This window comes from Streptomyces sp. NPDC050439, assembly GCF_040655335.1.
In the GTDB taxonomy this organism is placed as follows: domain Bacteria; phylum Actinomycetota; class Actinomycetes; order Streptomycetales; family Streptomycetaceae; genus Streptomyces.
This window is the reverse complement of the sequence record NZ_JBFAJT010000005.1, coordinates 409,142-430,781: the sequence shown is the minus strand read 5'-3', so window position 1 is coordinate 430,781 and position 21,640 is coordinate 409,142. Positions and strand designations below refer to the sequence as shown.

Genomic DNA, 21,640 nt, shown 5'->3' with positions numbered 1-21,640 from the left:
AGGCCGCGTTCCGTGGGCGCGGCTAACCGGCCCCCACGCGCGCGTGGCGCGCGGCCGCGACCGTCGTCCGTGACTGGTGCTCGACCTGGTCCTCCAGCGGCACCCAGCGCGCCCCGAACCGCTCGGCGAACGCGTCGCTCCACCGCAGGACGAGCCGCTCCAGGCGGGGCGCCGCCGGGTCGCCCGCCGATTCGAGGACCCGCAGCAGCATCGCGGCGGCCCGCAGCGGAAGGCGGCGCCCGAAGGCGTCGACGCTCCCGATGTACGCCATCGACGTCCCCGCGGGCGGCAGCCTGGCCCAGTCGTCGGCGAGGCCGGGCACCAGGTCGAGCGCCCAGCGCGCCGCACGCAGCAGCGGCCCCTGCGCCTCCGGGAGCCGCGGCAGCGCCTCGTGCAGGATGTTCTCGACCAGCCCCGCGTCATGGCGCAGCCGCCGCGAGAAGCCGCGCAGCGCGCGCACCGGGGCCGGATGTGCGGACCCGTCGTCCACGAGGTCGCTGGCCCACATGGGGACCTCGACGATGGCGGTCAGGCCGCCGTAGCGGTGCGCGTGGTGCCAGGTCGTGTGCCGGGCGTCCTCGGGGAGGCTCGGGTAGGCGGCCGCCGAGCCGGGCCCCGGCAGCACATGGACCCCCGGCCCCGAGACCGGCCAGCCCGCGGCGTCCGAGGCCCCCGTCTCCACCGGTATGTGCAGCTCGGCCGCGGACTTGGCGAACGGCTCCGCGAGCCCCGGGATGTCCCGCGTCAACTGCACCCAGCTGCCGCCGAGATCGGTGCCGTGCAGCGACACCTGCAGATAGGGCCGCAGTTCGTCGATGACGCCGGTCAGGGCGCGGGTCTCGGGAGGCAGCCGGTCGGGCGGCAGGACCGAGGGGGACCACTCCGGCTGCTCGGGGCCCGCCGGACGGAAGAAGTGCCGGTGGTAGTCGAACAGGGTGCGCGGGGCGGGCGTGCGGTGCAGGTTCGCCCCGTCCGGGTCGGCGCACAGCAGGAAGTGCCAGGAGGTGTCGGCACGCAGGTCCTCGTCCCGCAGGGCCCACTCCGCGAGGTGCAGCAGCGTCGAGCCACCCGTGGGTTCGTTCGAGTGCGCGCCCGCGACGACCAGGACGGCACGCGGGGAGCGGCCGACGGACAGCAGGTGCAGAGGTCTTCCGGCGCGCGATGCGCCCACTTGACGCAAGGCGCTGAGCTCGGGGCGGTGGGCCGCCAACTCACGGGCGGACAGCACCAGTTCGGCCACATTGGGATAGCGCTGGTCCGCCAGTTGACTCACCCCCGTCTTGTCCGCTGACGCAATCCGCAGTACGCCACGCGGTCGGGCACGTGTCAAGCGCGCGACCCAAGGGATGTCAGCCCACGTCGGCGTTGTCCCGCAGCGTCACTCGAATGGGTGTATGCGGACTGCGTGCGGCGCCCCGCGGTGGTCCCCTGAAACCCACCGACCACGCCCGTTCCGGCGGGGGTGCCCAAGAGGAACGGGGAGTCTGCCGTGTTGTCGAGCTCGGCCCCCCACGGGCACTTCCTGGCACCGGCCGCGCTGCCCAGCCTCCTGTCCGCCGACGTGGCGCGCGACCCCTTCCCGCACTACCGCCTCCTCCGTGAGCGCCACCCCCTCGTCCGCGACGAGCTGCTCGGGGCCTGGCTGCTCAGCCGGTACGCGGATGTGCGGGCCGCGCTCGTCGACGTACGGCTCGGTGCGGCGGAGGCCGGGCCGAGCCCGGTCCGGCGAGGGCTCGTGGAGCCCGCGCTGCGGGCCGCCGCCGAACGCACCGCCTTCGTCCTCGCGCGCCGGATGGCCGGGCGGCGCGAGGTCGACCTCGTCGCCGAGTTCAGCGCCTGGCTGCCCGCGGCCGCCGCCGTCGCCGCGCTCGGGCTGCCCTGGGAGGACGCCGCACGGGTGCGGGAGTGGTGCCGTACGACGCCCGCGCACCCCGGCGGCCCGCACCCGGAGTTGGGCGGGCTGCTGCGCCCCCTCGTCGCTCGGCGGCGCGCCCACCCCGGCCGCGACCTGCTCTCCGTGCTGTGCGGCGCCGGGGCGGACGGGCGGGCGCTCTCCGACGAGGCGGTCACCGCTCTCGCCGGGGCGCTCCTTGTCGGCGGCGGCGAGGCCACCGGCCTGGCGCTGGCCTCCTTCCTCGCCAACCTCCTCGACCATCCCGGCCAGTTGGCCCTCGTGCGCGCCCGCCCGGGGCTGATACCCGGCGCCTGGGCGGAGTCCCTGCGCCGTGACCCGCCTGCGCACGTGGTGCTGCGCCGCGTGCTCGCGCCGATATCCGTGGGCGGCACCACGCTGCCCACGGGCGCCACGGTGGCCTGCCTGGTCGGCTCCGCCGGGCGCGACCCGTTCCGCTTCGCGGACCCCGACCGCTACGACATCTTCCGCCCGGACCCGGCACACCTGGCGTTCGGCGCGGGACAGCACTTCTGCCCGGCCGCCGCGCTGGCCGCTCTCACCGCCGAATGCGGGCTGCGGGCCCTCCTCGACGCCATGCCGGGCCTGCGCTGGGCGCCCGGCCCCAGGCCCGCGCCCCAGGGCGTGCTGGCGCGGGCCCCACGCCGGCTACTCGTCCGCCCCCGCTGAGCCCGGCCCCGTGGTGACCCGCTCCAGCAGCACCACCGGCAGCTCCCCGAGAAGCTCCTCCACGCGCGCGTGCCCGGTGAACTCCCGCCCCGGGGTGAGCAGATCGGCCCACCGCCCCTCTGGAAGCTCCAGTTCCGTGGAGCGCCAGCCGCCCGCCTCCGCCAACCGCAGGGAGAGCCGGGTCACCGCCGCGATCACCTCTCCGGAGCGCGTGAACGCCACACAGTGCGCGGCGCCTGGACCCCGCGCCGCCAGCGGCTCGTACGTCGCCGCGCCGCCGAACAGCTCGGGGCGGCGCCTGCGCAGCCGCAGCGCGGTCGCCGTCAGCGCCAGCTTCTCCTCGGAGAGGTCCCAGCGGTCACGGTGCTGCTCCAGGTGCTCGAGGACATGCGGCTGGAACCGCACGGGCCGCCGGTTGTCCGGGTCCACCAGGGCCCGGTACTCGCCCTCCGTGCCCTGGTAGAGGTCGGGCACCCCGGGCATCGTCAGCTGGAGCAGCGCGGCCCCGAGGACGTTCGCCCGCACATGGGGCCGCAGCCCGTTCGCGAACTCCGCGACGGTGTAGAGCGGAGGTCCGCAGGGCCCCGCCTCCACGAACGCCGTCACGGCCTTCTCGTACGCCTCGTTCGGCTCGGTCCAGCTCGTGTGCAGGCCCGCCTCGCGCACATGCTTGAGCAGAGCCTTCTGCAGCCGCTCGTCGTAGGGGAAGCCGAAGCCGACGGCCGTCTGCCAGGCCGCCCAGGCCAGTTGGGGGTCCGGCGCGCTCGCGCCGCCCATCCGCGCGGTCTGTTCGGTCACGTCGACCAGGAGGTCGGCCCACTGCTCGGGGCACTGCGTGAGGACGGCGATGCCCGCCCGTACGTCGGCGCTGCGCTTCGTGTCGTGCGTGGTGAGCACCGTGCCCGAGTACGGCCAGTCGCGCTGCACGCGCGCGCAGTACGCGTGAAAGGCCTCCGGAGAGACCGCGGGACGCTCCGGGGAGCCGCCCACCTCGGCGGCCGAGAGGAGCGGCGCGTGCCGGTAGAACGCCGTGTCCTCGACCGCCTTGGCCCGCAGCGCCGACGAGATCTGCGCGAACCGCGCGCGGAAGCCGTCGACCGCGGGCCCCGACCCGAGCCGCCCGAGGACCAGGTCCCGTACGACGTCGACCGCCTCGGCCTCCTCCCGCACCGCGAAGGCGGCCTTGGCCTCCTCGGCGGCCCCCACCGTGAGCACCGAAGCCGGTTCGGCGCCCCCGGAGACGTACGGCCGGTAGACGGGAAGCCGCACGAGCAGCTCCAGAAGCGCGGTGCGCAGGGCCCACGGCGCGTGGTCGCGCAGGGCGGGGTCCGCTGCGCAGAGGGCCGTCGCCTCGCGCGTGAGGCGGTCGGTCTCGGCGGCCAGCTCATGGGTGAGCACCTTGTACGCCGCGCGCCGCACCGTCGCGTCCCAGTCGCCGCCCCGGTCGACCGCGGGGGCCGTGAACCGCCGGTACTGGCCGAGGAGCTCGCCCGCCCCGGCCGGGTCCGTGAAGAGGCCGTCGAGGTGGCGCAGCGCGTCGTACCCGGTGGTGCCCGCGACGGGCCACGCGGCGGGCAGCTGCTCCCCGTCGGCGAGGATCTTCTCCACGACCGTCCAGCGCCCGTGCGTGGCCTCCTGGAGATGCTGGAGGTAGGCCCCGGGGTCCGCGAGTCCGTCGGGGTGGTCGATCCGCAGGCCTTCCACGACGCCTTCCCGCAGCAGGTCGAGGATCTTCGCGTGGGTCGCGTCGAACACCTCGGGGTCCTCGACGCGCACCCCGATGAGGTCCGAGATGGTGAAGAAGCGCCGGTAGTTGAGCTCTGTGCGGGCGAGGCGCCACCACGCGAGCCGGTACCACTGGGCGTCCAGGAGCCGGGGCAGCGGCAGGTCGCCGGTGCCTTCCCGCAGGGGGAACGCGTGTTCGTGGTAGCGCAGCACGTCGCCGTCCACCCGCAGGCTCGCCAGCTCGTCCCCGACCCCGCGCCCCAGCACCGGAAGCAGCACGCGCCCGCCGCCCGCGTCCCAGTCGATGTCGAACCACCGCGCGTACGGCGAATCGGGGCCCTCCCGCAGCACCTCCCAGAGGGCGTGGTTGTGGCGCGGCACCGCCGCCATGTGGTTCGGCACGATGTCCACGACCAGGCCGAGCCCGTGCGCCCGCGCGGTGCGCGAGAGGGACCGCAGCCCTTCCTCGCCGCCCAGCTCGTCACGCACGCGCGCGTGGTCCGCGACGTCATAGCCGTGCGTGGACCCCGGGACGGCCTCGAGCACCGGCGACAGATGCAGGTGCGAGACCCCCAGCGATGCCAGGTACGGGACGGCCGCCTCGGCGGCGTCGAACGGGAACTCCGGCTGCAGCTGCAGCCGGTACGTGGCGGTGGGCGGCGGCGGAACCGCGGGCTCTGGGCGCTCAGGCGTCATGCGAACGTACGTACCCGCCTGGCGGGCTTTCGTGCCATCGACTCATGCTTCTGGGCGTCATGGTGTGACTAGCTTCGGACGATGGCTGCAAAAGCACAGGTCGCGCAGGACCCGCACGAGGGACGGACGGAGGACCGGGGCGCACCCGGCTTCCTGGACACCTACCGGGAAGTGATCGGGCACACCGGAGCGCTCCTGCCGGTGATCTCGTTCCTCGGCAGGCTCCCCGTCGCCATGATCCAGTTCGGCAGTGTCCTGCTGGTCACCGAGACCAGCGGATCGCTCGCCACGGGCGGCGTCGTCGCCTGCGCCCTCGCGCTCGGCCAGGTGACCATGGGCCCGCTCGTCGGCCGCCTCGCCGACCGCCGCGGCCAGCGCCCCGTCGTCCTCGTGTTCTCGCTGCTCAACGCCGTGGCCATCGCGGTCTACACGCTCGGCGCCCTGCTCGGACTGCCCACGCCCGCGCTCGTCGCCCTCGCCGTGCTCGCCGGCGCCAGCATCCCGGGGATCGGCCCGCTGGCCCGCGCACGCGCCGTCCCGCTGGTCCGCGGGGCGGGCGGTGACGACCGCCTGGTCAACACCGTCCTCTCCCTGGAGAGCACGATGGACGAGCTGTCCTTCGTGCTCGGCCCCGCCTTCGTGGGCCTGGCCGCGGTGGCGGGCCACCCGGCGTACGCCTTCGGCGTAGCCGCACTCCTGGTCGCCGTCTGCGGCTCCGGCTTCGCGCTGCACCCCACGGGCCGGACCACCCTCGTGACGGGGCGGGCGCCACGCGCGCGTGGCGGCCGGGAGCGCCTCCCGCGCCAGGTCGTCGTCGTACGCGTCGGGCTCGTCTTCGTCGGTGTCCTGCTCGGCGCCTGCGGAGCGGGCATCACGGCCCTCACCGAGGAGTTGGGGCAGCCGGGGCAGGCGGGCCTCGTCTACGCCGCCATGGGCGTGATGAGCGCCGTCGTGGGGCTCTCCATGGCCGCGCTGCCCGAGCGGTTCGGCCTGTACGCGCGCTGGCGCGTGGCGACGGCCGCCGCCGCGCTGCTCTCGCTGCCGCTGGTGTGGACGGACAGCATGACGGCCCTGTACCTCGTGGTGACCGTCTTCGGCGCCGTCTACGCCCCGAACCTGATCACCGGCTTCGCGCTGACCGAGCGCTCCTGCCCGCCGGGGCGCCTCGCCGAGGGCATGACGTTCGCCGCCAGTGCCTTCGTCGGCGGCCAGGCGGTCACGCTCGCGGTGGCGGGCCGCCTGGCCGAGTCCCACGGCCCCGGGGCGGCGTTCGCGCTCGGCAGCGCGGCCGCCGCCGTCGCGTTCCTCGTCGCGCTGGTGGCCCGCCCCCCGGCGGAGGGCAGGCCACGGGTCACGCCGGGCGCCGCAGGACGGTGAGGCTCCGGTCGGTGAGCGTCAGACGCTCACCGGCCCCTGCCTTCGGTCCCGAGTCCTTCGGCACGCCCTCCGCCCGCGAGGTGTCCACGACCACCTGCCACTGCCGGCCGTGATTGACCGGGATCACGAAGTCCAGCGGCTCCGGGGAGGCGTTGAACATCATCAGGAACGAGTCGTCGGAGATCCGCTCGCCGCGGGTGCCCGGCTCGGAGATCGCGTTGCCGTTCAGGAACACCGTCAGCGCCCGCGCGTGCGACGCGTCCCAGTCCTCCTGTGTCATCTCCCCGCCCTCCGGCGTGAACCAGGCGATGTCGGAGAGCTCGTCGTGCGTGCCCTCCACGGGACGCCCGTGGAAGAAGCGCCTCCTTCGGAAGACGGGGTGGTCGCGCCGCAGCCACGCCATCGCGCGCGTGAACTCCAGCTGGGTGTTTTCACCCTCCGGCCAGCGCACCCAGGCGATCTCGTTGTCCTGGCAGTAGGCGTTGTTGTTGCCTCCCTGCGTCCGGGCGAACTCGTCGCCGTGGCTGAGCATCGGGACGCCCTGCGAGAGCATCAGCGTCGCGATGAAGTTGCGCATCTGCCGCTCGCGCAGCTCCCGGACGTCCGGGTCCTCGGTCTCGCCCTCGGCGCCGCAGTTCCAGGAGCGGTTGTGGCTCTCGCCGTCCTGGTTGTCCTCGCCGTTGTCCTCGTTGTGCTTCTCGTTGTACGAGACGAGGTCGTGCAGGGTGAAACCGTCGTGACAGGTGGTGAAGTTGATCGACGCCAGGGGGCGCCGCCCGTCGTCCTGGTAGAGGTCGGACGAGCCGGTGAGCCGGGACGCGAACTCCGCGAGGGTGCGTGGTTCGCCCCGCCACAGGTCACGCACGGTGTCGCGGTACATGCCGTTCCACTCGGTCCACAGGGGCGGGAAGTTGCCCACCTGATAGCCGCCCTCGCCGACGTCCCAGGGCTCGGCGATCAGCTTCACCTGGCTGACGATCGGGTCCTGCTGCACCAGGTCGAAGAACGACGACAGGCGGTCCACCTCGTGGAACTGGCGGGCGAGCGTCGCCGCGAGGTCGAAGCGGAAGCCGTCCACGTGCATGTCCGTGACCCAGTGCCGCAGCGAATCCATGATCATTTGGAGGACGTGCGGCGAGCGCATCAGGAGCGAGTTGCCCGTCCCCGTGGTGTCCATGTAGTAGCGGGGGTCGTCCGTCAGGCGGTAGTACGAGGCGTTGTCCAGGCCCTTGTAGGAGAGCGTCGGACCCAGGTGGTTGCCCTCGGCCGTGTGGTTGTAGACGACGTCGAGGATCACCTCGATGCCCGCCTCGTGCAGTGCCTTCACGGCCTGCTTGAACTCCAGGACCTGCTCACCCCGGTCGCCCCATGAGGCGTACGCGTTGTGGGGCGCGAAGAAGCCGATCGTGTTGTAGCCCCAGTAGTTGTTCAGGCCCATGTCCACCAGGCGGTGGTCGTTCACGAACTGGTGCACCGGCATCAGCTCCAGAGCCGTCACCCCCAGCTGCACGAGGTGATCGATGACCGCGGGATGCGCGAGCGCCGCGTACGACCCGCGCAGCTCGTCCGGCAGGTCGGGGTGGAGCATGGTCAGGCCCTTGACGTGGGCCTCGTAGAGCACCGTCTCGTTGTACGGGGTGCGGGGCGGCCGGTCGTCGCCCCAGTCGAAGTACGGGTTGACCACCACGGAGGTCATCATGTGCGGCGCCGAGTCCATGTCGTTGCGCTTGTCCGGGGCGCCGAAGCGATAGCCGTACACCTCCTCGCCCCAGTCGACCTTGCCGCTGACCGCGCGGGCGTACGGATCGAGCAGCAGCTTCGCCGAGTTGCAGCGGTGCCCCTGCGCGGGGTCGTACGGACCGTGCACGCGGAAGCCGTACCGCTGGCCCGGCATCACGCCGGGCAGGTACGCGTGCAGCACGAAAGCGTCGGACTCGCGCAGCTCGACGGCTGTCTCCGAGCCGTCGTCGTGCAACAAACAGAGCTCTATGCGGTCGGCGGCCTCGGAGAAGACCGCGAAGTTCGTGCCGGCGCCGTCGTACGTGGCACCGAGTGGATACGCCTGCCCTGGCCACACCTGCATGCATACGACTCTTCCACTACCGCCCCCTCGGCTCGGGGTCACTTTGGTCAGAGTCTCCCCGAAAGTGGGGCAACCACGCGGGAGTTGAAGCCGTCTAACCGACCGACCACTCATCTGTATGCCCCTTCTTGGGGCTCGTGGGGGAAAAGGGGAGTAAGTGAGAGAGCTAGTCAGACGCCACCTGGGGAAGGTGGTGGGGGGCACGGCGGTCGCCGTGGCCGCCACCGCGGTGCTGGTGGGCGTCACACTGCCGGGGGCGGGCGAGCCGGGGGGCGGCCGGGCCAACGCGGCGGACGCGCAGCAGAACGCGATCGCCAAGGACGGCGTCGTCGAGGCCGCGCCCGACGAGGGCGAGAAGGGCATAGGCAGCGACCCGCTGACCGACGCGGAGATGGAGCGGGCCGAGAAGGCGTCGGTGTCGGGCGCCCTGCGCTCCAGCGCCAGGGACGTCGAGGGCGACCGCGGCCCGCAGCTCCTGTCGACGAACCTCAGTGAGCCGGAGCCCACCGATGCGGGCGCCGCGGCCCCGCGCCGCGCGGAGGTCGTCTACTACGACTACAAGAAGGACGTGGTCATCACCAAGACGGTCAACGTGGAGACCGGCAAGGTGGAGAGCACGAACACCAGGAGCAACGCCCAGCCGCCGCCCAGTCAGGAAGAGCTCACCGAGGGCGCCCAGCTGCTGATCGCCGACCCGCTCGGCAAGGGCCTGAAGCAGGACTTCAAGCACGCCACGGGCAAGGCGCTGACCGGCCCCGGACAGCTGCAGCTGAGCGGCATGGTCTTCCGCAAGGAGACCGTCGAGCGTGTGCCGTCGGGCCTCGCCGAGTGCGGCAAGCACCGGTGCCTCCAGGTCGTCACCAAGGTCAAGAACGGCCCGTGGATCGACACCCGGTCCCTCGTCGTCGACCTGAGCACCCGCACCGTGGGCCGCCTCGGCTGATCCCGGCCGGACCCGCACGACTCCACACTTCTGCTTCTCCTCGTACGAGGGAGTTCACAACACAATGCACGTCAACAGACTTTCGCGCGCCCGCAAAAGGGCCGGCATGGCCCTCGCGGTCTCCGCGCTGATCGGCGGCGTCGTCACCGTCGCCTCGCCCGCATCGGCCACCCCCAAGGCGCCCAGCGCCCCCGCGGCGGCGGCCGACTGCAGTGACGCCTACAAGATCGAGCAGACCGTCGACGGCGGCACGACCTGGCGCATGTGCTGGCACTACAACACGCTCTCCGGTCTGATCCTCGACAAGATCAGCTACCAGCCCAAGGACGAGGCGAAGCCCATACCCGTCCTGACCAGCGCCCGCCTCGCGCAGGTCCACGTCCCCTACGACGACGGCGAGGCAGAGTACGACGACGTCACCGGCACCGACTTCGGCCAGGCGCTGCAGAACCTGAACCCCGGCGAGTGCCCCGGCGGCACCATCAAGACCGTGAAGGTCCCGCAGCGCGGCGACGTGAAGGGCCTGTGCACCACCACGCGCGCGCGTGGGCACGCGTACCGCCTCAACGACGACGAGAGCACCGGCGGCACCGGCAAGGTCTTCACCGGGCAGGGCAAGGACCTGCTCGTCTACACGGTGAACAAGGCCTCCTGGTACGAATACATCACCGAGTGGCGGTTCTCCTCGGACGGCACCATCACCTCCCAGGTCGGCGCGACCGGCAGCCTCTCGCCGTACGACTACGACGGCGGCGACAGCCGTGGCTGGCCCATCGGCAAGGGCGACCAGGCCAAGGCCGAGAGCCACGCCCACAACGTCTTCTGGCGGCTCAACTTCGGCCTGGACGGCTCCCCGAAGGCCAAGGTCGAGCAGTACGACTCCAAGGTCACCCCGCCCACCGGGCAGGGCAGCCCCAAGACGAAGACGACCCGCACCAAGGTCACCAAGGAACTCGCCGGTGACCGCAAGGACATGCGCTGGTGGCGTGTGGTCAGCGGGGCGGGCAAGAACAAGGACGGCCACCCCCGTTCGTACGAGATCGTGCCCGGGGCCAGCACCAAGCACGCCGGACGCCCCTTCACCAAGCACGACGTGTACTTCACCGAGTACAAGAAGTGCGAGCAGTACGCGAGCAACAACCCGGGGTGCGCCAACGGAGCACCGGACAGCGTCGACAAGTGGGTGAACGGTCAGTCTCTGACACACCCGGTCACCTGGGTCCACGTGGGCTTCCACCACATCGCCCGTGACGAGGACCAGCAGCCGATGCCGGTCCACTGGCAGGGCTTCTCGCTGGCCGCGCGCGACGTGACCGCTATGAGCCCGCTCACTCCGCAGGAGCTGGCCGACCAGAACGGCCAGCCGCCGCTGGGTGGTTGAGAATCCACCCTCCCCATCCGGCTGCACCGGCCGCCGCTCCCGGAGTACCCTTCCTTGATCGTTGAACGGGGGAGTGCTCGGGGGAGCGGAAGGGGTGCGTCGGGTGAGCTCGGGAGGGCGGGAACTGCCCCCTGGTGACGAGGGTCACGAGGGGAGTTCCGCGGACGGCCCGCCCGGAGCGGTGTCCCTGGCGCGGCCGATGGAGATGGGATCTCAGATCGGACCCGAACTGGACTGGGGCGCCGACGCCTGGCGCGAGGTGCGCACACGCGCCCAGCGCGCCGGGCGGGCCTACATCTGGCTGAATCTCGTGGAACAGCGGCTGCGCGCGGTCGTGGCCGCTGTTCTGCGCCCCATCTACGAACCGGTCCACGCCGACGACTGGGTGGTCGCCGCCGCGGGACCCGCGGGGCAGGAGTGGGTGCAGCGGGCCGTCGCCGTACGCGAAGTGAGCCGCCGCAAGGGGTACTTGCTGGACCCGGCCGACGACAACGTCCTCAGCTTCCTCACGCTGCCCCAGCTGCGGGAGCTGATGGTGCAGCACTGGCCGTGCTTCGAGCCGTACTTCGACGACCGCAGGGACGTCGAACTGGCCCTGGACGAGCTGGAGGTCACCCGGAACGTCGTCTCCCGCAACCGCGCCCTGTCCACCGCCGTGCTCGCCCAGGCGGAGCGCGCCTCTGCGAGGCTCCTGGACATTCTCGGCACGGGCACCGACACGCCCTCCGCGCGCCGGCTGCCCGTCGACGCCGTCGAGTCCCTGGTCGGCGACCGGTACGCCGACGTGGTGGGCGTCCACTCGGACCGGGTGCGGCTCCTGCGGCAGTTCCCGGCGGAGGACATCTTCGGCGGGGCGCGCCGCCTCGACGCGATCGGGATCGGCCTGAACCTCCTGGTCCAGAACTTCTCCGGACGACGCCTGGTGCGGCTGGCCGAGTCCGGCTGCCGGGTGCGCCTGCTCTTCCTCAACCCGGCCAGCAGCGCGGTCAAGCGCAGGGAGCGCGAACTGGGCCTGAAGCGGGGTGAGCTGAGCCGCAGCGTCGAGATGAACATCCTGCACATGCGCCGGGTGCGGGCCCGCCTGCGCGACCCGGGTGCCTTCGAGATCCAGGTCTTCGACGAGACGCCGCGCTTCACCGCGTATCTGGTCGACGGGGACGGCGCGGACGGCATCGCGGTCGTCCAGTCGTACCTGCGCCGGACGCGCGGGATGGAGGCGCCGGTGCTCGTGCTGCGCGGCGGCCGCCGGGTGGTGAAGGCGGACGAGCCGGACGAGAGCGGACTCTTCGAGACGTACCGGGAGGAGTTCGAGCTGGCCTGGGCCGACTCGCGGCCGGTCTCCTGAACAAGCGGTCTCCTGGGCAAGCGGAACGCGCGCCTCGGATTGTCAGTGGCGCGTGGGATCGTGGTGGTCAATGGGGGAAAGCACCACAGAGAAGGGGGCGGCCATGGGCTGGCACCAGGAGCTGCTGATCGGTTTCGACCTGGAGACGACCGGGACGGACCCGCGCGAGGCGCGCATCGTCACGGCGGCGGTCGTCGAGGTCAGGGCCGGCGAGACGCTGGGCCGCAAGGAGTGGCTCGCCGACCCTGGGGTCGAGATCCCCGCGGAGGCCGTGGCGGTGCACGGCATCTCGAACGAACGGGCCGCCTCGCACGGCAGACCCGCCGCCGAGGTCGCCGACGCGATAGCGGCGGTGCTCGTGTCGTACTGGCAGGCGGGCGTCCCGGTCGTCGCCTATAACGCCACCTTCGACCTGACCCTGCTCTCCGCCGAGTTGTACAGGTACGGCCTGCCGTCCTTGCGCGAGCGCCTGGGCGGTGCGGAGCCGGCCCCGGTCATCGACCCGTACACCATCGACCGCTCGGTCGAGCGCTACCGCAAGGGCAAGCGAAATCTGGAAGCGGTCTGCACCGAGTACGGCGTGCTCCTGGAGTCGGCGCACGACGCGATGTCGGACGCCCTGGCCGCGGCCCGCCTGGCCACCGCCATAGCCGAGCGGCACCCCAAGCTGGCCGCGTTCGGCCCTGCGGAGCTGCACCGCCGTCAGATCGACTGGTATGCGCAGTGGGCCGCGGACTTCCAGAAGTTCCTCCGGAAGAAGGGCGAGGCGGACGCGGTGGTGGACGGCACGTGGCCGCTCAAGGAGGAGTTCAGCGCGTCCGGCGTCTGACTCCCTCCAAAGGCTGCCCTCTCTCCAGAGGCCGCCACCCTCAGAAGGGGTACCACCGCACGCTCGCGTCCCCGTCACGCAGCGACGCGACCCGGCGGCGGAACTCGACCAAGGCCTTCGGGTTGCTGGGGGCGTGCTGCGCGACCCACGCACAGCTTGCCGTCTCCCGGGCGCCCCGGAGCACCGCGCACCCTTCCCACTCCCGCACGTCCCAGCCGTACTCCGCGACGAAACCGTCGTAGGCATCGGCAGGGAGCCCGTAGCGGTCCCGGGAGAGCGCCAGGACGACCAGGTCGTGCTCGCGCAGATCGGAGGAGAACGTCTCAAGATCCACGAGAACCGGCCCGTCCGCGCCCACGAGGACGTTCCGGGGCAGCGCGTCGCCGTGGATGGGGCCGGGAGCGAGCCGAGGGGTGAGCGCCGACGCCGCGGCCTCGAAGCCGTCCCTGCGCTCACGCAGATAGTCCGCGTCCTCGACGTCGATCGCCTCGCCCGCGAGCCGCAGCCAGCGCTCGACCCCGCCGAGCAGCTCGCGCCGGGGCAGCTCGAACTCCGGCGCGGGAAGGGCGTGCACGAGCCGCAGGAGTGCGGCCAGGTCGCGCGGCTCGGCGGGGCGCACGGCCTCCGGCAGCCGGTGCCACACCGTCACCGGATGCCCGTCCACCAGCCGGGGCTCGCCCTCGGCGGCCCGCACCGCGGGCACGCCCGACTCCTCCAGCCAGTGCGCGATCCGCAACTCCCGGCGCGCGCGGTCCAGAAGCTCGGGCGCCGCACGCCCGACCTTGACCACCGTCCCGCCGTCGCCGAACACCGCGTTCTCGCCGAGCGCGAGCAGCGTCGCGTCCCGATCGAGACCCGCGGCGCCCAGTACGTCCCGTGCCCGCGCCTCGTCCATCCATTGCCTCCCGCACCGCTCGCTGCGTTCGCCACGCAGCCCGGCACAGTCTCCCATTCGTACAGGCCAAGCGGCTGCGAGGCCTGCGTAGCTGCTTGACGTATCAAGATCCCATCAGCACGATGACGGGGGCCGCCTGGGCGGCCAAACCCCGATGAGCCGCCCAAAGGAGCCGATACCGTGACATTGGCGACCGCGACAAAGCGGTCAGCGAACGGCGCGTCCGCCCGCAGAGGCGCGGACCACGGCGCCTGGTTCCTGGTGCTGCCCGCGCTGATCCCGATCCTCGTCCTGAGCGTGGGACCGCTCCTCTACGGCATCGCGCTCGCGTTCACCGACTCCCAGTCCGGCCGCACCGAGCCCACCGAGTGGATCGGCCTCCTGAACTTCCAGGATCTGCTGCACGACACCCTGTTCTGGGACTCGTTCCGCATCGGCCTGCTCTGGGCGTTCGGCGTCACCGTGCCGCAGTTCTTCCTCGCCCTGGGCCTCGCCCTCCTGCTCAACCAGCCGTTGCGGATGCGCTGGCTGGCGCGGGCGCTCGCGATCATCCCGTGGGCGATGCCCGAGGTGGTCGTCGGCATCATGTGGCGGCTCGTCTACCACCCGGACGCGGGCGTGCTGAACGAGACGCTGTCCAACTTCGGCCTGGGTGAGGGCAAGGACTGGCTGACCGGGACGGCCACCGCGCTCTTCGCCGTCATCGTCGTCGGCATCTGGGCCGGCATGCCGCAGACCACCGTCGCGCTGCTCGCCGGACTGCAGAACACCCCGCGCGAACTGCACGAGGCCGCCGCGATGGACGGCGCGGGCGCCTGGCGCCGCTTCCGCACCGTCACCTGGCCCGCGATCAAGCCGATCGCCCTCGCCATCACGGCGCTCAACTTCATCTGGAACTTCAACTCCTTCGCCCTGGTCTACGTCCTCACCCAGGGCGGCCCCGGCGGCCGCACCCGCCTGCCCATGCTCTTCGCCTACGAAGAAGCCTTCCGCTACGGCCAGTTCGGCTATGCCGCGGCCATGGGCTGCGTGATGGTCGCGGTGATCTCCGTGATCCTCGCCTTCTACCTCGTCGGCCGCCTGAAGGGAGCCGACGAGTCATGATGCGCACGAAGAAGTCCACGCGCACCGCGCAGTACGTGGCGCTCGCCGCCTATCTCGTCTTCCTCGCCTTCCCGTTCCTCTGGCTGATCTCCACGGCCTTCAAGCCCGCACGGGAACTGGGCAGCCTGAACCCCACCTGGATTCCGGAAAACCCGACCCTGGACAACTTCCGGCAGGCCTTCGACGAGCAGCCGCTGCTCCAGGCCGCCGGGAACTCCCTGATCGCGGCGCTCAGCGCCTCCCTGATCGCGGTCGTCATCGCGACCCCCATGGCGTACGTCATGGCGCGGCACCGCAACCGCGTCTCGAAGGCGGCGACGGGCTGGGTGGTGATCAGCCAGGCGTTCCCCTTCGTCCTCATCATCATTCCGCTGTTCCTGATCCTGAAGAACCTGCACCTGATCAACTCGCTGGTCGGCCTGATCATGGTGTACGTCGTGTGGTCGCTGCCCTTCGCGCTGTGGATGCTCGTCGGATACGTCCGAGCCGTGCCCACCGAGCTGGAGGAGGCGGCCGCGGTCGACGGCGCGAGCAAGGTGCGCACGTTCGTCTCGGTCGTCGCGCCCCTGCTCGCCCCCGGCATCGTCGCCACGGCGATGTTCGCCTTCATCACCGCATGGAACGAGTTCTTCTTCGCGCTCGTCCTGCTCAAGACCCCGGAGAAGCAGACCTTGCCGGTCATCCTCAACCGCTTCATCGGCTCCGAGGGTGTCGCGGACCTCGGGCCGCTCGCCGCGGCGGCGTTCCTCGCGACCATCCCCTCGCTCGTCATCTTCGCGATCATCCAGAAGCGGATCACGGGCGGCATGATGGCCGGGGCGGTGAAGGCCTGATGCGCACAGTACCGATGTGCACAGCACCACGGCTCATGACCGCCGCCACCGCGGTTCTCGCGCTGCTGCTCGCCGGCTGCAGCGGCGACTCGGGTGACGACGACGGGAAGATCACCCTGCAGTTCCAGTCCCTGGCCTGGCAGGCGGAGTCCGTCGACGCCAACAAGGCCCTCGTCAAGGAGTGGAACGCCACCCACCCCGACGTCAAGGTCGAGTACGTACAGGGCAGTTGGGACAGCGTCCACGACCAGCTCCTCACCTCCTTCGAGGGCGGCGAGGCGCCGGACATCATCCATGACGCGTCGGACGACCTCGCCGACTTCGCGTACGGCGGCTATCTCGCGGACCTCGACGAGCTGCTCCCCGAGCGGCTCAAGTCCGACATCCCGGAGCGGAGTTGGCGGACGACGACGTTCGGGGACGGCGTGTACGGCGTGCCGTTCCTCCAGGAACCCCGTGTCCTGATCGCCAACGCGAAGTGGCTGAAGGAGTCGGGCGTACGGATTCCGACCCCCGAGAAGCCCTGGTCCTGGGCGGAGTTCCGGGCGGTCACCAAAGACCTGAGCGACGGCAAGGACAAGTACGGCGTGGCCTGGCCGCTCAAGGAACCGGTCTCCGCGACGCTGAACCTGTCGCTCTCCACCGGCGGCACGGTGTTCCACCGCGGCGACGACGGCAAGGTCGACATCCGCTTCGGCAAGGCCGACGAGACCATGCCGCGCACGGTCCACGACCAGGTCAACGTCGACAAGAGCGCGTCGAGCACCACCCTCGGCATGGGCGGCTCCGACACGCTGCCGGGGTTCTTCGGCGGCAAGTACGCGATGGTGCCGCTCGGTTTCTCCTACCGCCAGCAGATCGTCCAGCAGGCGCCCAAGGGCTTCGACTGGCAGGTGCTGCCCGCACCGGCCGGGGCGGAGGGCCTCGCCCAGGGCGTCAGCCCGCAGACGCTCTCGGTCTCCGAGGACACCGAGCACAAGAAGGAGGCGGTCGAGTTCATCGACTTCCTCCTCCAGCCCGAGAACATGGTGCGCCTCGCGCGGGGCGACTGGATGCTTCCCACCGGCACGGAGGCGTTGAAGGCCCCGGCGCTGCGCACCGAGAAGAACGACTGGGCGACGGGCACGGCCCTGGCGAAGGACCTTCGCTCGGCCCCGGCCCAGTCGGTCCGTGGCTATCCGGAGTGGAAGGACAAGGTGGCGACCCCGGCGCTCCAGGAGTACTACAGCGGGGCGATCGGACTGGAGGAGCTGCGCAAACGTCTGGTGACGGACGGGAACCTGGTGCTCAAGAGGTACCAGCGTTAGGTCGTCACCAGGGTCACAGGGTCACAGGGGCACGGGTCAGCGGGAGGGGCCATTCCCCTGTCCCGCCCGCACGAGCCCCGATTCGTACGCGGCGATGACCGCCTGCGCGCGGTCACGGACGCCCAGCTTGGCGAAGATGCCGGTGGCGTGGTTCTTCACGGTCTGGACGCCGATCTCCATGCGCTGCGCGATCTCGGTGTTGTCGAGTCCCGCGGCGATCAGGCGCAGTACGTCGACCTCGCGCGGGGTGAGCCCGGCGAGGTCCGCGGACGGCGGGCCCGAAGCCGGGGCCGGCATCACGAAGGTGGCGAGCAGCCGGGTCAGGAGCCGCGGGGCGACGACGGCCTCGCCGCGGTGGACGGTGCGCAGCGCGGCCACCAGTTCCTCGGGGGAGACGTCCTTGGGCAGGAACCCCGAGGCCCCGGCCCGCAGGGCACCGACCACGTGCTCGTCCATGTCGAAGGTGCTGAGCGCGAGGACCCGGCAGCCGGGCAGCTCGGCGCTCAGGCGCTCGGTGGCCCGCACGCCGTCGAGCACGGGCATGCGGATGTCCATCAGGACGACGTCCGGGCGCAGTTCGAGCGCCGACGCGATGGCCTGCTCCCCGTCACCCACTTCACCGACGACCCTGATGGAGGGGTCCGAGAGCAGGATCAGCGACAGACCCCTGCGCACCAGCGGCTGATCGTCCGCGATGAGCACGGTGATGCCGTCGGACCCGGGTTCGGTTCCGGCTCCGGGTTCGGGTCCGGTTCCGGTTCCGGCTCCGGATTCAGCTGCGGATGTCATCGGATGCTGCCCTTCTCGTACGTGTCGGTGGGCAGCGGCACACTCGCGGTCACCGCGAATCCGCCCTCCTCGCGGCCACCGGCCCGCAAGGACCCGTCGTGCAGGGCGACGCGCTCCCGCATGCCCAGCAGACCGTACCCACCGCCCTCGCCCTTCCCGCCGGGCGCCCTGCCGTCACCGGCCCCGTCGTCGGCCACCTCGACGGTGACGCGGCCCTGGAGATAGGCGAGCCGCACCGTGGCGCGAGCGGGCCCCGCGTGCTTGCGGGCGTTGGTCAGCGCCTCCTGGACGATCCGGTAGAGGGTGAGGCCGACCGGCATCGGCAGGGCCACGGGCTCCCCGGTGACGTGGAGTTCGGCCGGCAGACCCGCGGCGGTCGAATCGGCGACGAGCCGCTCGATGCCGTCCACCCCGGGCTGGGGCTCCGACGGCGTCTCCTCCGGGGTGTCGGTGCTGCGCAGCACCCCGAGGAGCTGCCGCATCTCGTGCAGGGCGGTGCGGCCGGACTCCTCCAGGGTCACCAGCGCCTCGCGGGCCGTGTCGGGGTCGCGGTCCAGGGTCGACCGGGCGCCGCCGGACATCAGGTACATGGTGGTGATGTGGTGGGCCACGATGTCGTGCAGCTCCCGCGCGATACGGCGCCGCTCCTCGGTCACCGCACGGTCGGCCAGGAGCTTGCGGTTGATGTCCAGCTGGTGCTTCCACTGCCGTACGGCCAGGCTCACGGCGACGATGAGGCAGGGCGTGACCACCACGTCGGTGAGGCCCACCCCCAGAAAGGGCACGTCGTTGTTCAGGTACCGCGCGAGCTGCACGGGAGCGGTGGCCACGATGCTCAGGACCACCGCACGGCGCCCGCAGTACCGGGCCACGGTGAAGAGCGCCACCGCGACGGCGCCTCCGTAGCTGTTCGACATCGGAGAGCCCGGGTCGACGGCGAGACCCAGGTTCACCGCCAGCTGCACGGCGAGGACCGCGCCGAGCACCGGCACGGGGTGCTGGCGCCGGAAGAGCAACGGCACGAAGGAAACGGCGACCAGCAGCACCCCGAGCACGGTGACGGGCGCCCCCGGGCCCTCCTCACCCGGGGCGAGGTAGGCCAGTACGTCGAGTCCCACCGCGACGGCGGCGACCGCCATGTCACCCGGGGTCGGCCGCGGCCCGCCCGTGGGCGTGGCCGGAGGGAAGAAATCGCGGCCCATCCGGGCGCCTCCTGGTGGAGCGGTGCGGGGGGCCCTGATGTGCCCGTCTTTCCGGTCCATTACATCCCGGCCCACGGCGCCGGGGATCGGCGCGAGGGCGGTTCTCGTACCCAGTACCGGAGTACTGCCCGCGGCGAAGCACCGGACCGGGGTCAGGGGTGCGTCCCCTTCCGGCGGCCGACGACCTCAAGGGGCCCCGCGTGATGACCTGTTGGCATGATCCGCAAGCTGACCTCCTTCTCCACCCGGCACCGATGGCTGACGATCGTCGTCTGGACCATCCTCGGAGCGGCCCTGTCGTTCGTGGGGAACACGATGATGTACGACGTCACCGACTCCCAGGCCGGGGATTTCCTGCCCAAGAAGTACGACTCGGCCGTGGCGCTGCGCATCGCGGAGGACGAGTTCGGCCACAAGCCCGACCCCAACGCCCTGACCGTGCTGGTCGGCAGGGACGACGGCAAGAAACTCACGCCGTCCGACCAGCGGCACATCGCCGCCACCGCGGCTGATCTGGGCCGGGAGCGGATCACCGCGCCCAAGCCCGAACCGCTCATGAAGGACCACTCGCAGACCCCGCGGGTGTCACCGGGAGCCGTGGCCCCGGACAAGTCCTTCCGGCTCCTGACGGTGTCCCTCGCCGGAAATCCGAGTGACCCGGGCCTGCAGGACGTCTACAAGAAGTTCCGGGACGGCGCGAAGGACACATTCGCCGCCGACGGCCTGCGGGTGGGATTCACCGGCGGAATCGCCTCCACGGTGGACGACACCGAGGCGGAGGAACCCACGGCGAAAGTCGTCGCCAACCTGACGATGGGCCTCATCGTCCTTCTGAACGTGCTGGTCTTCCGCAGCCTCGCGGCCGCGTTCGTGCCGCTGATCGCGGTGGCGCTGATCGGCGGTGTCGCGTCGGGAGCGGTGGTCGGCGCGGCGAAGCTCTTCGGCATCGACCTCGACTCGTCCACCCCCTCGCTCATCGGTGTCGTCCTCCTGGGAATCGGCATCGACTACTTCCTCTTCCTGATGTTCCGGTTCAGGGAACACCTGCGGAACCATCCCGAGCAGAACGCCCGTACGGCGGCGGCCGAGACGACAGGGCGCGTGGGCAGCGCGATCACGTCCGCGGCCCTGACGATCGTGGCGGCGTTCGCGACGCTCGGCCTGGCGAGCTTCGGGCAGTTCCGGGTCCTCGGTCCCGCCATCGCGATCTCCGTACTCGTGATGCTCCTCGCCAGCCTCACGCTGATGCCCGCACTCCTCGCGCTGCTCGGGCGCGGCATGTTCTGGCCCGCCCGCGCCTGGAAGAAGGAGCGCACCGGCGGCATCAGCGCACGCCTGGGGCACGCGGTGAGCGCACGGCCGGTGCGGTACGCGCTGGGCAGCCTGGTGCTGCTCGGCGCCCTCGGTGCCGGAGCGGTCGGCATGAAGATGAGCTACGACCAGCAGGGCCTGCACGAGACCGCGGCGGTCAGGACCGCCGAACAGATCTCCCGGAGCCTGCCCGCGGGGGTCTCCGATCCGCACAGCGTCTACGTACAGAGCACCGACGGCGGTGACATCAAGGAAGGCGCGCTCAACGGCATGACCCGTGCCCTCGCCAAGGCGGAGGGCGTCGGCGAGGTGGGCAAGCCGGTCCTCAGCAAGGACCGCACGGCGGCACGGGTCGACCTCTTCCTGAGCGTCAAGTCGAGTACGCAGAAGGCGCGCGACCTGGTCTCCGGGTCCATCAGGGACACGGCTGCGCGGACGGCTCCGCAGGGCACCAAGGCGTACGTCACGGGCACGGCCGCCGTCTTCGCCGACATCTCGACGGCCGTGGAGAAGGATCTGCGCCTGGTCTTCCCCGTCGCCGCGCTGCTGATCGCGGTGATCCTCTTCCTGCTGCTGCGTTCCCTGCTCGCACCGGTCGTGCTGATGATCGCCGTGGGGCTCGGCTTCGTGGCCACCCTCGGCGCGAGCACGCTGCTCTTCCAGCACGGACTCGACCGGCCCGGGGTCTCGTTCACGCTGCCCCTGGTGCTCTTCCTGTTCGTCGTCGCCCTCGGCACCGACTACAACATCCTGATCACCGACCGGATCAGGGAAGAGATGGAGAAGCCGGTCCCGGCGCGGCACGCGGTGGCCGAGGCGGTCCGGCACACCGCGCCCGCCGTCGCCACGGCCGGCATCGTGCTCGCCGGTTCCTTCGCGAGTCTCGCCGCGAGCCCGGCCACCCAGGAGATCGGCTTCGCCACCGGCCTGGGGATTCTCCTGTCCTCGCTCGTGCTCTCCCTCGTCCTGGTGCCCGCGCTCGCCGCGCTCCTGGGCCGCGGGCTGTGGTGGCCGCGCAGGGCCGGTCGGACCCAGGGCCGCCACCACCACGCACCGGAAGGGCCGCTGCCCGCTTCCGAGCCGTACCGGCCGTACGCACCGGCCCCGGAGTACTCCGAACACCGGTAGGAGCGCCACCCCCAGGGAGTCGGTGGCCGTCACACGGCCCCGGCCCAGGCACACCGCTACCGGCACGACATCTCCGGCCTCTACCTCGGCTACAACGCCGAGGGCGACTGC

Annotated in this window: 16 protein-coding genes; 10 read left to right on the top strand and 6 right to left on the bottom strand. The window is 71.6% G+C overall.

All coding sequences use genetic code 11. The annotated features are described in order from the left end of the window. Nucleotides 1-22 precede the first annotated feature (22 nt). The gene (locus tag AB0I66_RS23045) at nucleotides 23-1,273 is read right to left on the bottom strand and encodes a M14 family zinc carboxypeptidase (RefSeq protein ID WP_363209794.1); all 1,251 of its coding nucleotides are present in this window, start codon (nucleotides 1,271-1,273) and stop codon (nucleotides 23-25) included. A gap of 216 nt (nucleotides 1,274-1,489) precedes the next feature. Between AB0I66_RS23045 and AB0I66_RS23040 the strand changes: the two genes are divergently transcribed. After that, nucleotides 1,490-2,581 (top strand): cytochrome P450, encoded by a 1,092-nt coding sequence (locus AB0I66_RS23040; RefSeq protein ID WP_363209793.1) that lies wholly within the window; start codon nucleotides 1,490-1,492, stop codon nucleotides 2,579-2,581. Here AB0I66_RS23040 and treY read toward each other — a convergent pair. After that, complete coding sequence (gene treY, locus AB0I66_RS23035) at nucleotides 2,561-5,002, bottom strand: malto-oligosyltrehalose synthase (RefSeq protein ID WP_363209792.1); 2,442 nt, start codon at nucleotides 5,000-5,002, stop codon at nucleotides 2,561-2,563. The genes AB0I66_RS23040 and treY overlap by 21 nt on opposite strands. 81 nt (nucleotides 5,003-5,083) lie before the next feature. On the opposite strand from treY, the gene AB0I66_RS23030 reads away from it, so the two are divergent. Next, a complete protein-coding gene (locus tag AB0I66_RS23030) occupies nucleotides 5,084-6,379 on the top strand; it encodes an MFS transporter (RefSeq protein ID WP_363209791.1) in 1,296 nt (431 codons plus the stop codon). Here AB0I66_RS23030 and glgX read toward each other — a convergent pair. Further along, on the bottom strand, nucleotides 6,354-8,462 hold the full coding sequence (glgX, locus tag AB0I66_RS23025; protein WP_363209790.1) for a glycogen debranching protein GlgX: 2,109 nt from the start codon (nucleotides 8,460-8,462) through the stop codon (nucleotides 6,354-6,356). The genes AB0I66_RS23030 and glgX overlap by 26 nt on opposite strands. Before the next feature lie 157 nt (nucleotides 8,463-8,619). Here glgX and AB0I66_RS23020 point away from each other — a divergent pair, with 157 nt between their 5' ends. The 4 genes from AB0I66_RS23020 (at nucleotide 8,620) to AB0I66_RS23005 (ending at nucleotide 12,960) form a co-directional block, all read left to right on the top strand. Next, nucleotides 8,620-9,405 (top strand): Tat pathway signal sequence domain protein, encoded by a 786-nt coding sequence (locus AB0I66_RS23020; protein WP_363209789.1) that lies wholly within the window; start codon nucleotides 8,620-8,622, stop codon nucleotides 9,403-9,405. Between the two features lie 64 nt (nucleotides 9,406-9,469). Continuing rightward, a complete protein-coding gene (locus AB0I66_RS23015; RefSeq protein ID WP_363209788.1) occupies nucleotides 9,470-10,786 on the top strand; it encodes a copper amine oxidase in 1,317 nt (438 codons plus the stop codon). 103 nt (nucleotides 10,787-10,889) lie between these two features. Continuing rightward, the gene (locus AB0I66_RS23010) at nucleotides 10,890-12,131 is read left to right on the top strand and encodes an SAV2148 family HEPN domain-containing protein (protein WP_363209787.1); all 1,242 of its coding nucleotides are present in this window, start codon (nucleotides 10,890-10,892) and stop codon (nucleotides 12,129-12,131) included. A gap of 103 nt (nucleotides 12,132-12,234) precedes the next feature. Next, a complete protein-coding gene (locus AB0I66_RS23005; protein ID WP_363209786.1) occupies nucleotides 12,235-12,960 on the top strand; it encodes a 3'-5' exonuclease in 726 nt (241 codons plus the stop codon). 40 nt (nucleotides 12,961-13,000) lie between these two features. On the opposite strand, the gene AB0I66_RS23000 is transcribed toward AB0I66_RS23005, so the two are convergent. Continuing rightward, complete coding sequence (locus tag AB0I66_RS23000) at nucleotides 13,001-13,855, bottom strand: aminoglycoside phosphotransferase family protein (RefSeq protein ID WP_363209785.1); 855 nt, start codon at nucleotides 13,853-13,855, stop codon at nucleotides 13,001-13,003. A gap of 180 nt (nucleotides 13,856-14,035) precedes the next feature. Here AB0I66_RS23000 and AB0I66_RS22995 point away from each other — a divergent pair, with 180 nt between their 5' ends. Genes AB0I66_RS22995 through AB0I66_RS22985 form a run of 3 tightly spaced genes read left to right on the top strand, consistent with a single transcriptional unit; the run spans nucleotide 14,036 to nucleotide 17,099 of the window. Beyond that, nucleotides 14,036-14,959: a sugar ABC transporter permease gene (locus tag AB0I66_RS22995; RefSeq protein ID WP_363209784.1), complete on the top strand. Its 924-nt coding sequence runs from the start codon at nucleotides 14,036-14,038 to the stop codon at nucleotides 14,957-14,959. Beyond that, the gene (locus tag AB0I66_RS22990; protein ID WP_363210054.1) at nucleotides 14,959-15,792 is read left to right on the top strand and encodes a carbohydrate ABC transporter permease; all 834 of its coding nucleotides are present in this window, start codon (nucleotides 14,959-14,961) and stop codon (nucleotides 15,790-15,792) included. Before AB0I66_RS22995 ends, AB0I66_RS22990 begins: the two co-directional genes overlap by 1 nt. A 35-nt stretch (nucleotides 15,793-15,827) precedes the next feature. Further along, nucleotides 15,828-17,099: a sugar ABC transporter substrate-binding protein gene (locus AB0I66_RS22985; protein ID WP_363209783.1), complete on the top strand. Its 1,272-nt coding sequence runs from the start codon at nucleotides 15,828-15,830 to the stop codon at nucleotides 17,097-17,099. A 36-nt stretch (nucleotides 17,100-17,135) separates the two neighbouring features. Here the strand turns inward: AB0I66_RS22985 and AB0I66_RS22980 are convergent, their stop codons facing one another. Then, complete coding sequence (locus tag AB0I66_RS22980) at nucleotides 17,136-17,888, bottom strand: response regulator transcription factor (protein WP_363209782.1); 753 nt, start codon at nucleotides 17,886-17,888, stop codon at nucleotides 17,136-17,138. Next, complete coding sequence (locus AB0I66_RS22975; protein WP_363209781.1) at nucleotides 17,885-19,090, bottom strand: sensor histidine kinase; 1,206 nt, start codon at nucleotides 19,088-19,090, stop codon at nucleotides 17,885-17,887. The genes AB0I66_RS22980 and AB0I66_RS22975 overlap by 4 nt, the downstream gene beginning before the upstream one ends. A 216-nt stretch (nucleotides 19,091-19,306) precedes the next feature. On the opposite strand from AB0I66_RS22975, the gene AB0I66_RS22970 reads away from it, so the two are divergent. Next, the gene (locus tag AB0I66_RS22970) at nucleotides 19,307-21,529 is read left to right on the top strand and encodes an MMPL family transporter (protein WP_363209780.1); all 2,223 of its coding nucleotides are present in this window, start codon (nucleotides 19,307-19,309) and stop codon (nucleotides 21,527-21,529) included. The last annotated feature ends 111 nt before the right edge of the window (nucleotides 21,530-21,640 follow it).

Coding starts and splice junctions, on each gene's coding strand:
- treY (WP_363209792.1), bottom strand. CDS start 5,002: ATGACGCCTGAGCGCCCAGAGCCCGCGGTTCCGCCGCCGCCCACCGCC.
- AB0I66_RS23030 (WP_363209791.1), top strand. CDS start 5,084: ATGGCTGCAAAAGCACAGGTCGCGCAGGACCCGCACGAGGGACGGACG.
- glgX (WP_363209790.1), bottom strand. CDS start 8,462: ATGCAGGTGTGGCCAGGGCAGGCGTATCCACTCGGTGCCACGTACGAC.
- AB0I66_RS23015 (WP_363209788.1), top strand. CDS start 9,470: ATGCACGTCAACAGACTTTCGCGCGCCCGCAAAAGGGCCGGCATGGCC.
- AB0I66_RS23005 (WP_363209786.1), top strand. CDS start 12,235: ATGGGCTGGCACCAGGAGCTGCTGATCGGTTTCGACCTGGAGACGACC.
- AB0I66_RS23000 (WP_363209785.1), bottom strand. CDS start 13,855: ATGGACGAGGCGCGGGCACGGGACGTACTGGGCGCCGCGGGTCTCGAT.
- AB0I66_RS22990 (WP_363210054.1), top strand. CDS start 14,959: ATGCGCACGAAGAAGTCCACGCGCACCGCGCAGTACGTGGCGCTCGCC.
- AB0I66_RS22985 (WP_363209783.1), top strand. CDS start 15,828: ATGACCGCCGCCACCGCGGTTCTCGCGCTGCTGCTCGCCGGCTGCAGC.
- AB0I66_RS22980 (WP_363209782.1), bottom strand. CDS start 17,888: ATGACATCCGCAGCTGAATCCGGAGCCGGAACCGGAACCGGACCCGAA.
- AB0I66_RS22975 (WP_363209781.1), bottom strand. CDS start 19,090: ATGGGCCGCGATTTCTTCCCTCCGGCCACGCCCACGGGCGGGCCGCGG.
- AB0I66_RS22970 (WP_363209780.1), top strand. CDS start 19,307: ATGATCCGCAAGCTGACCTCCTTCTCCACCCGGCACCGATGGCTGACG.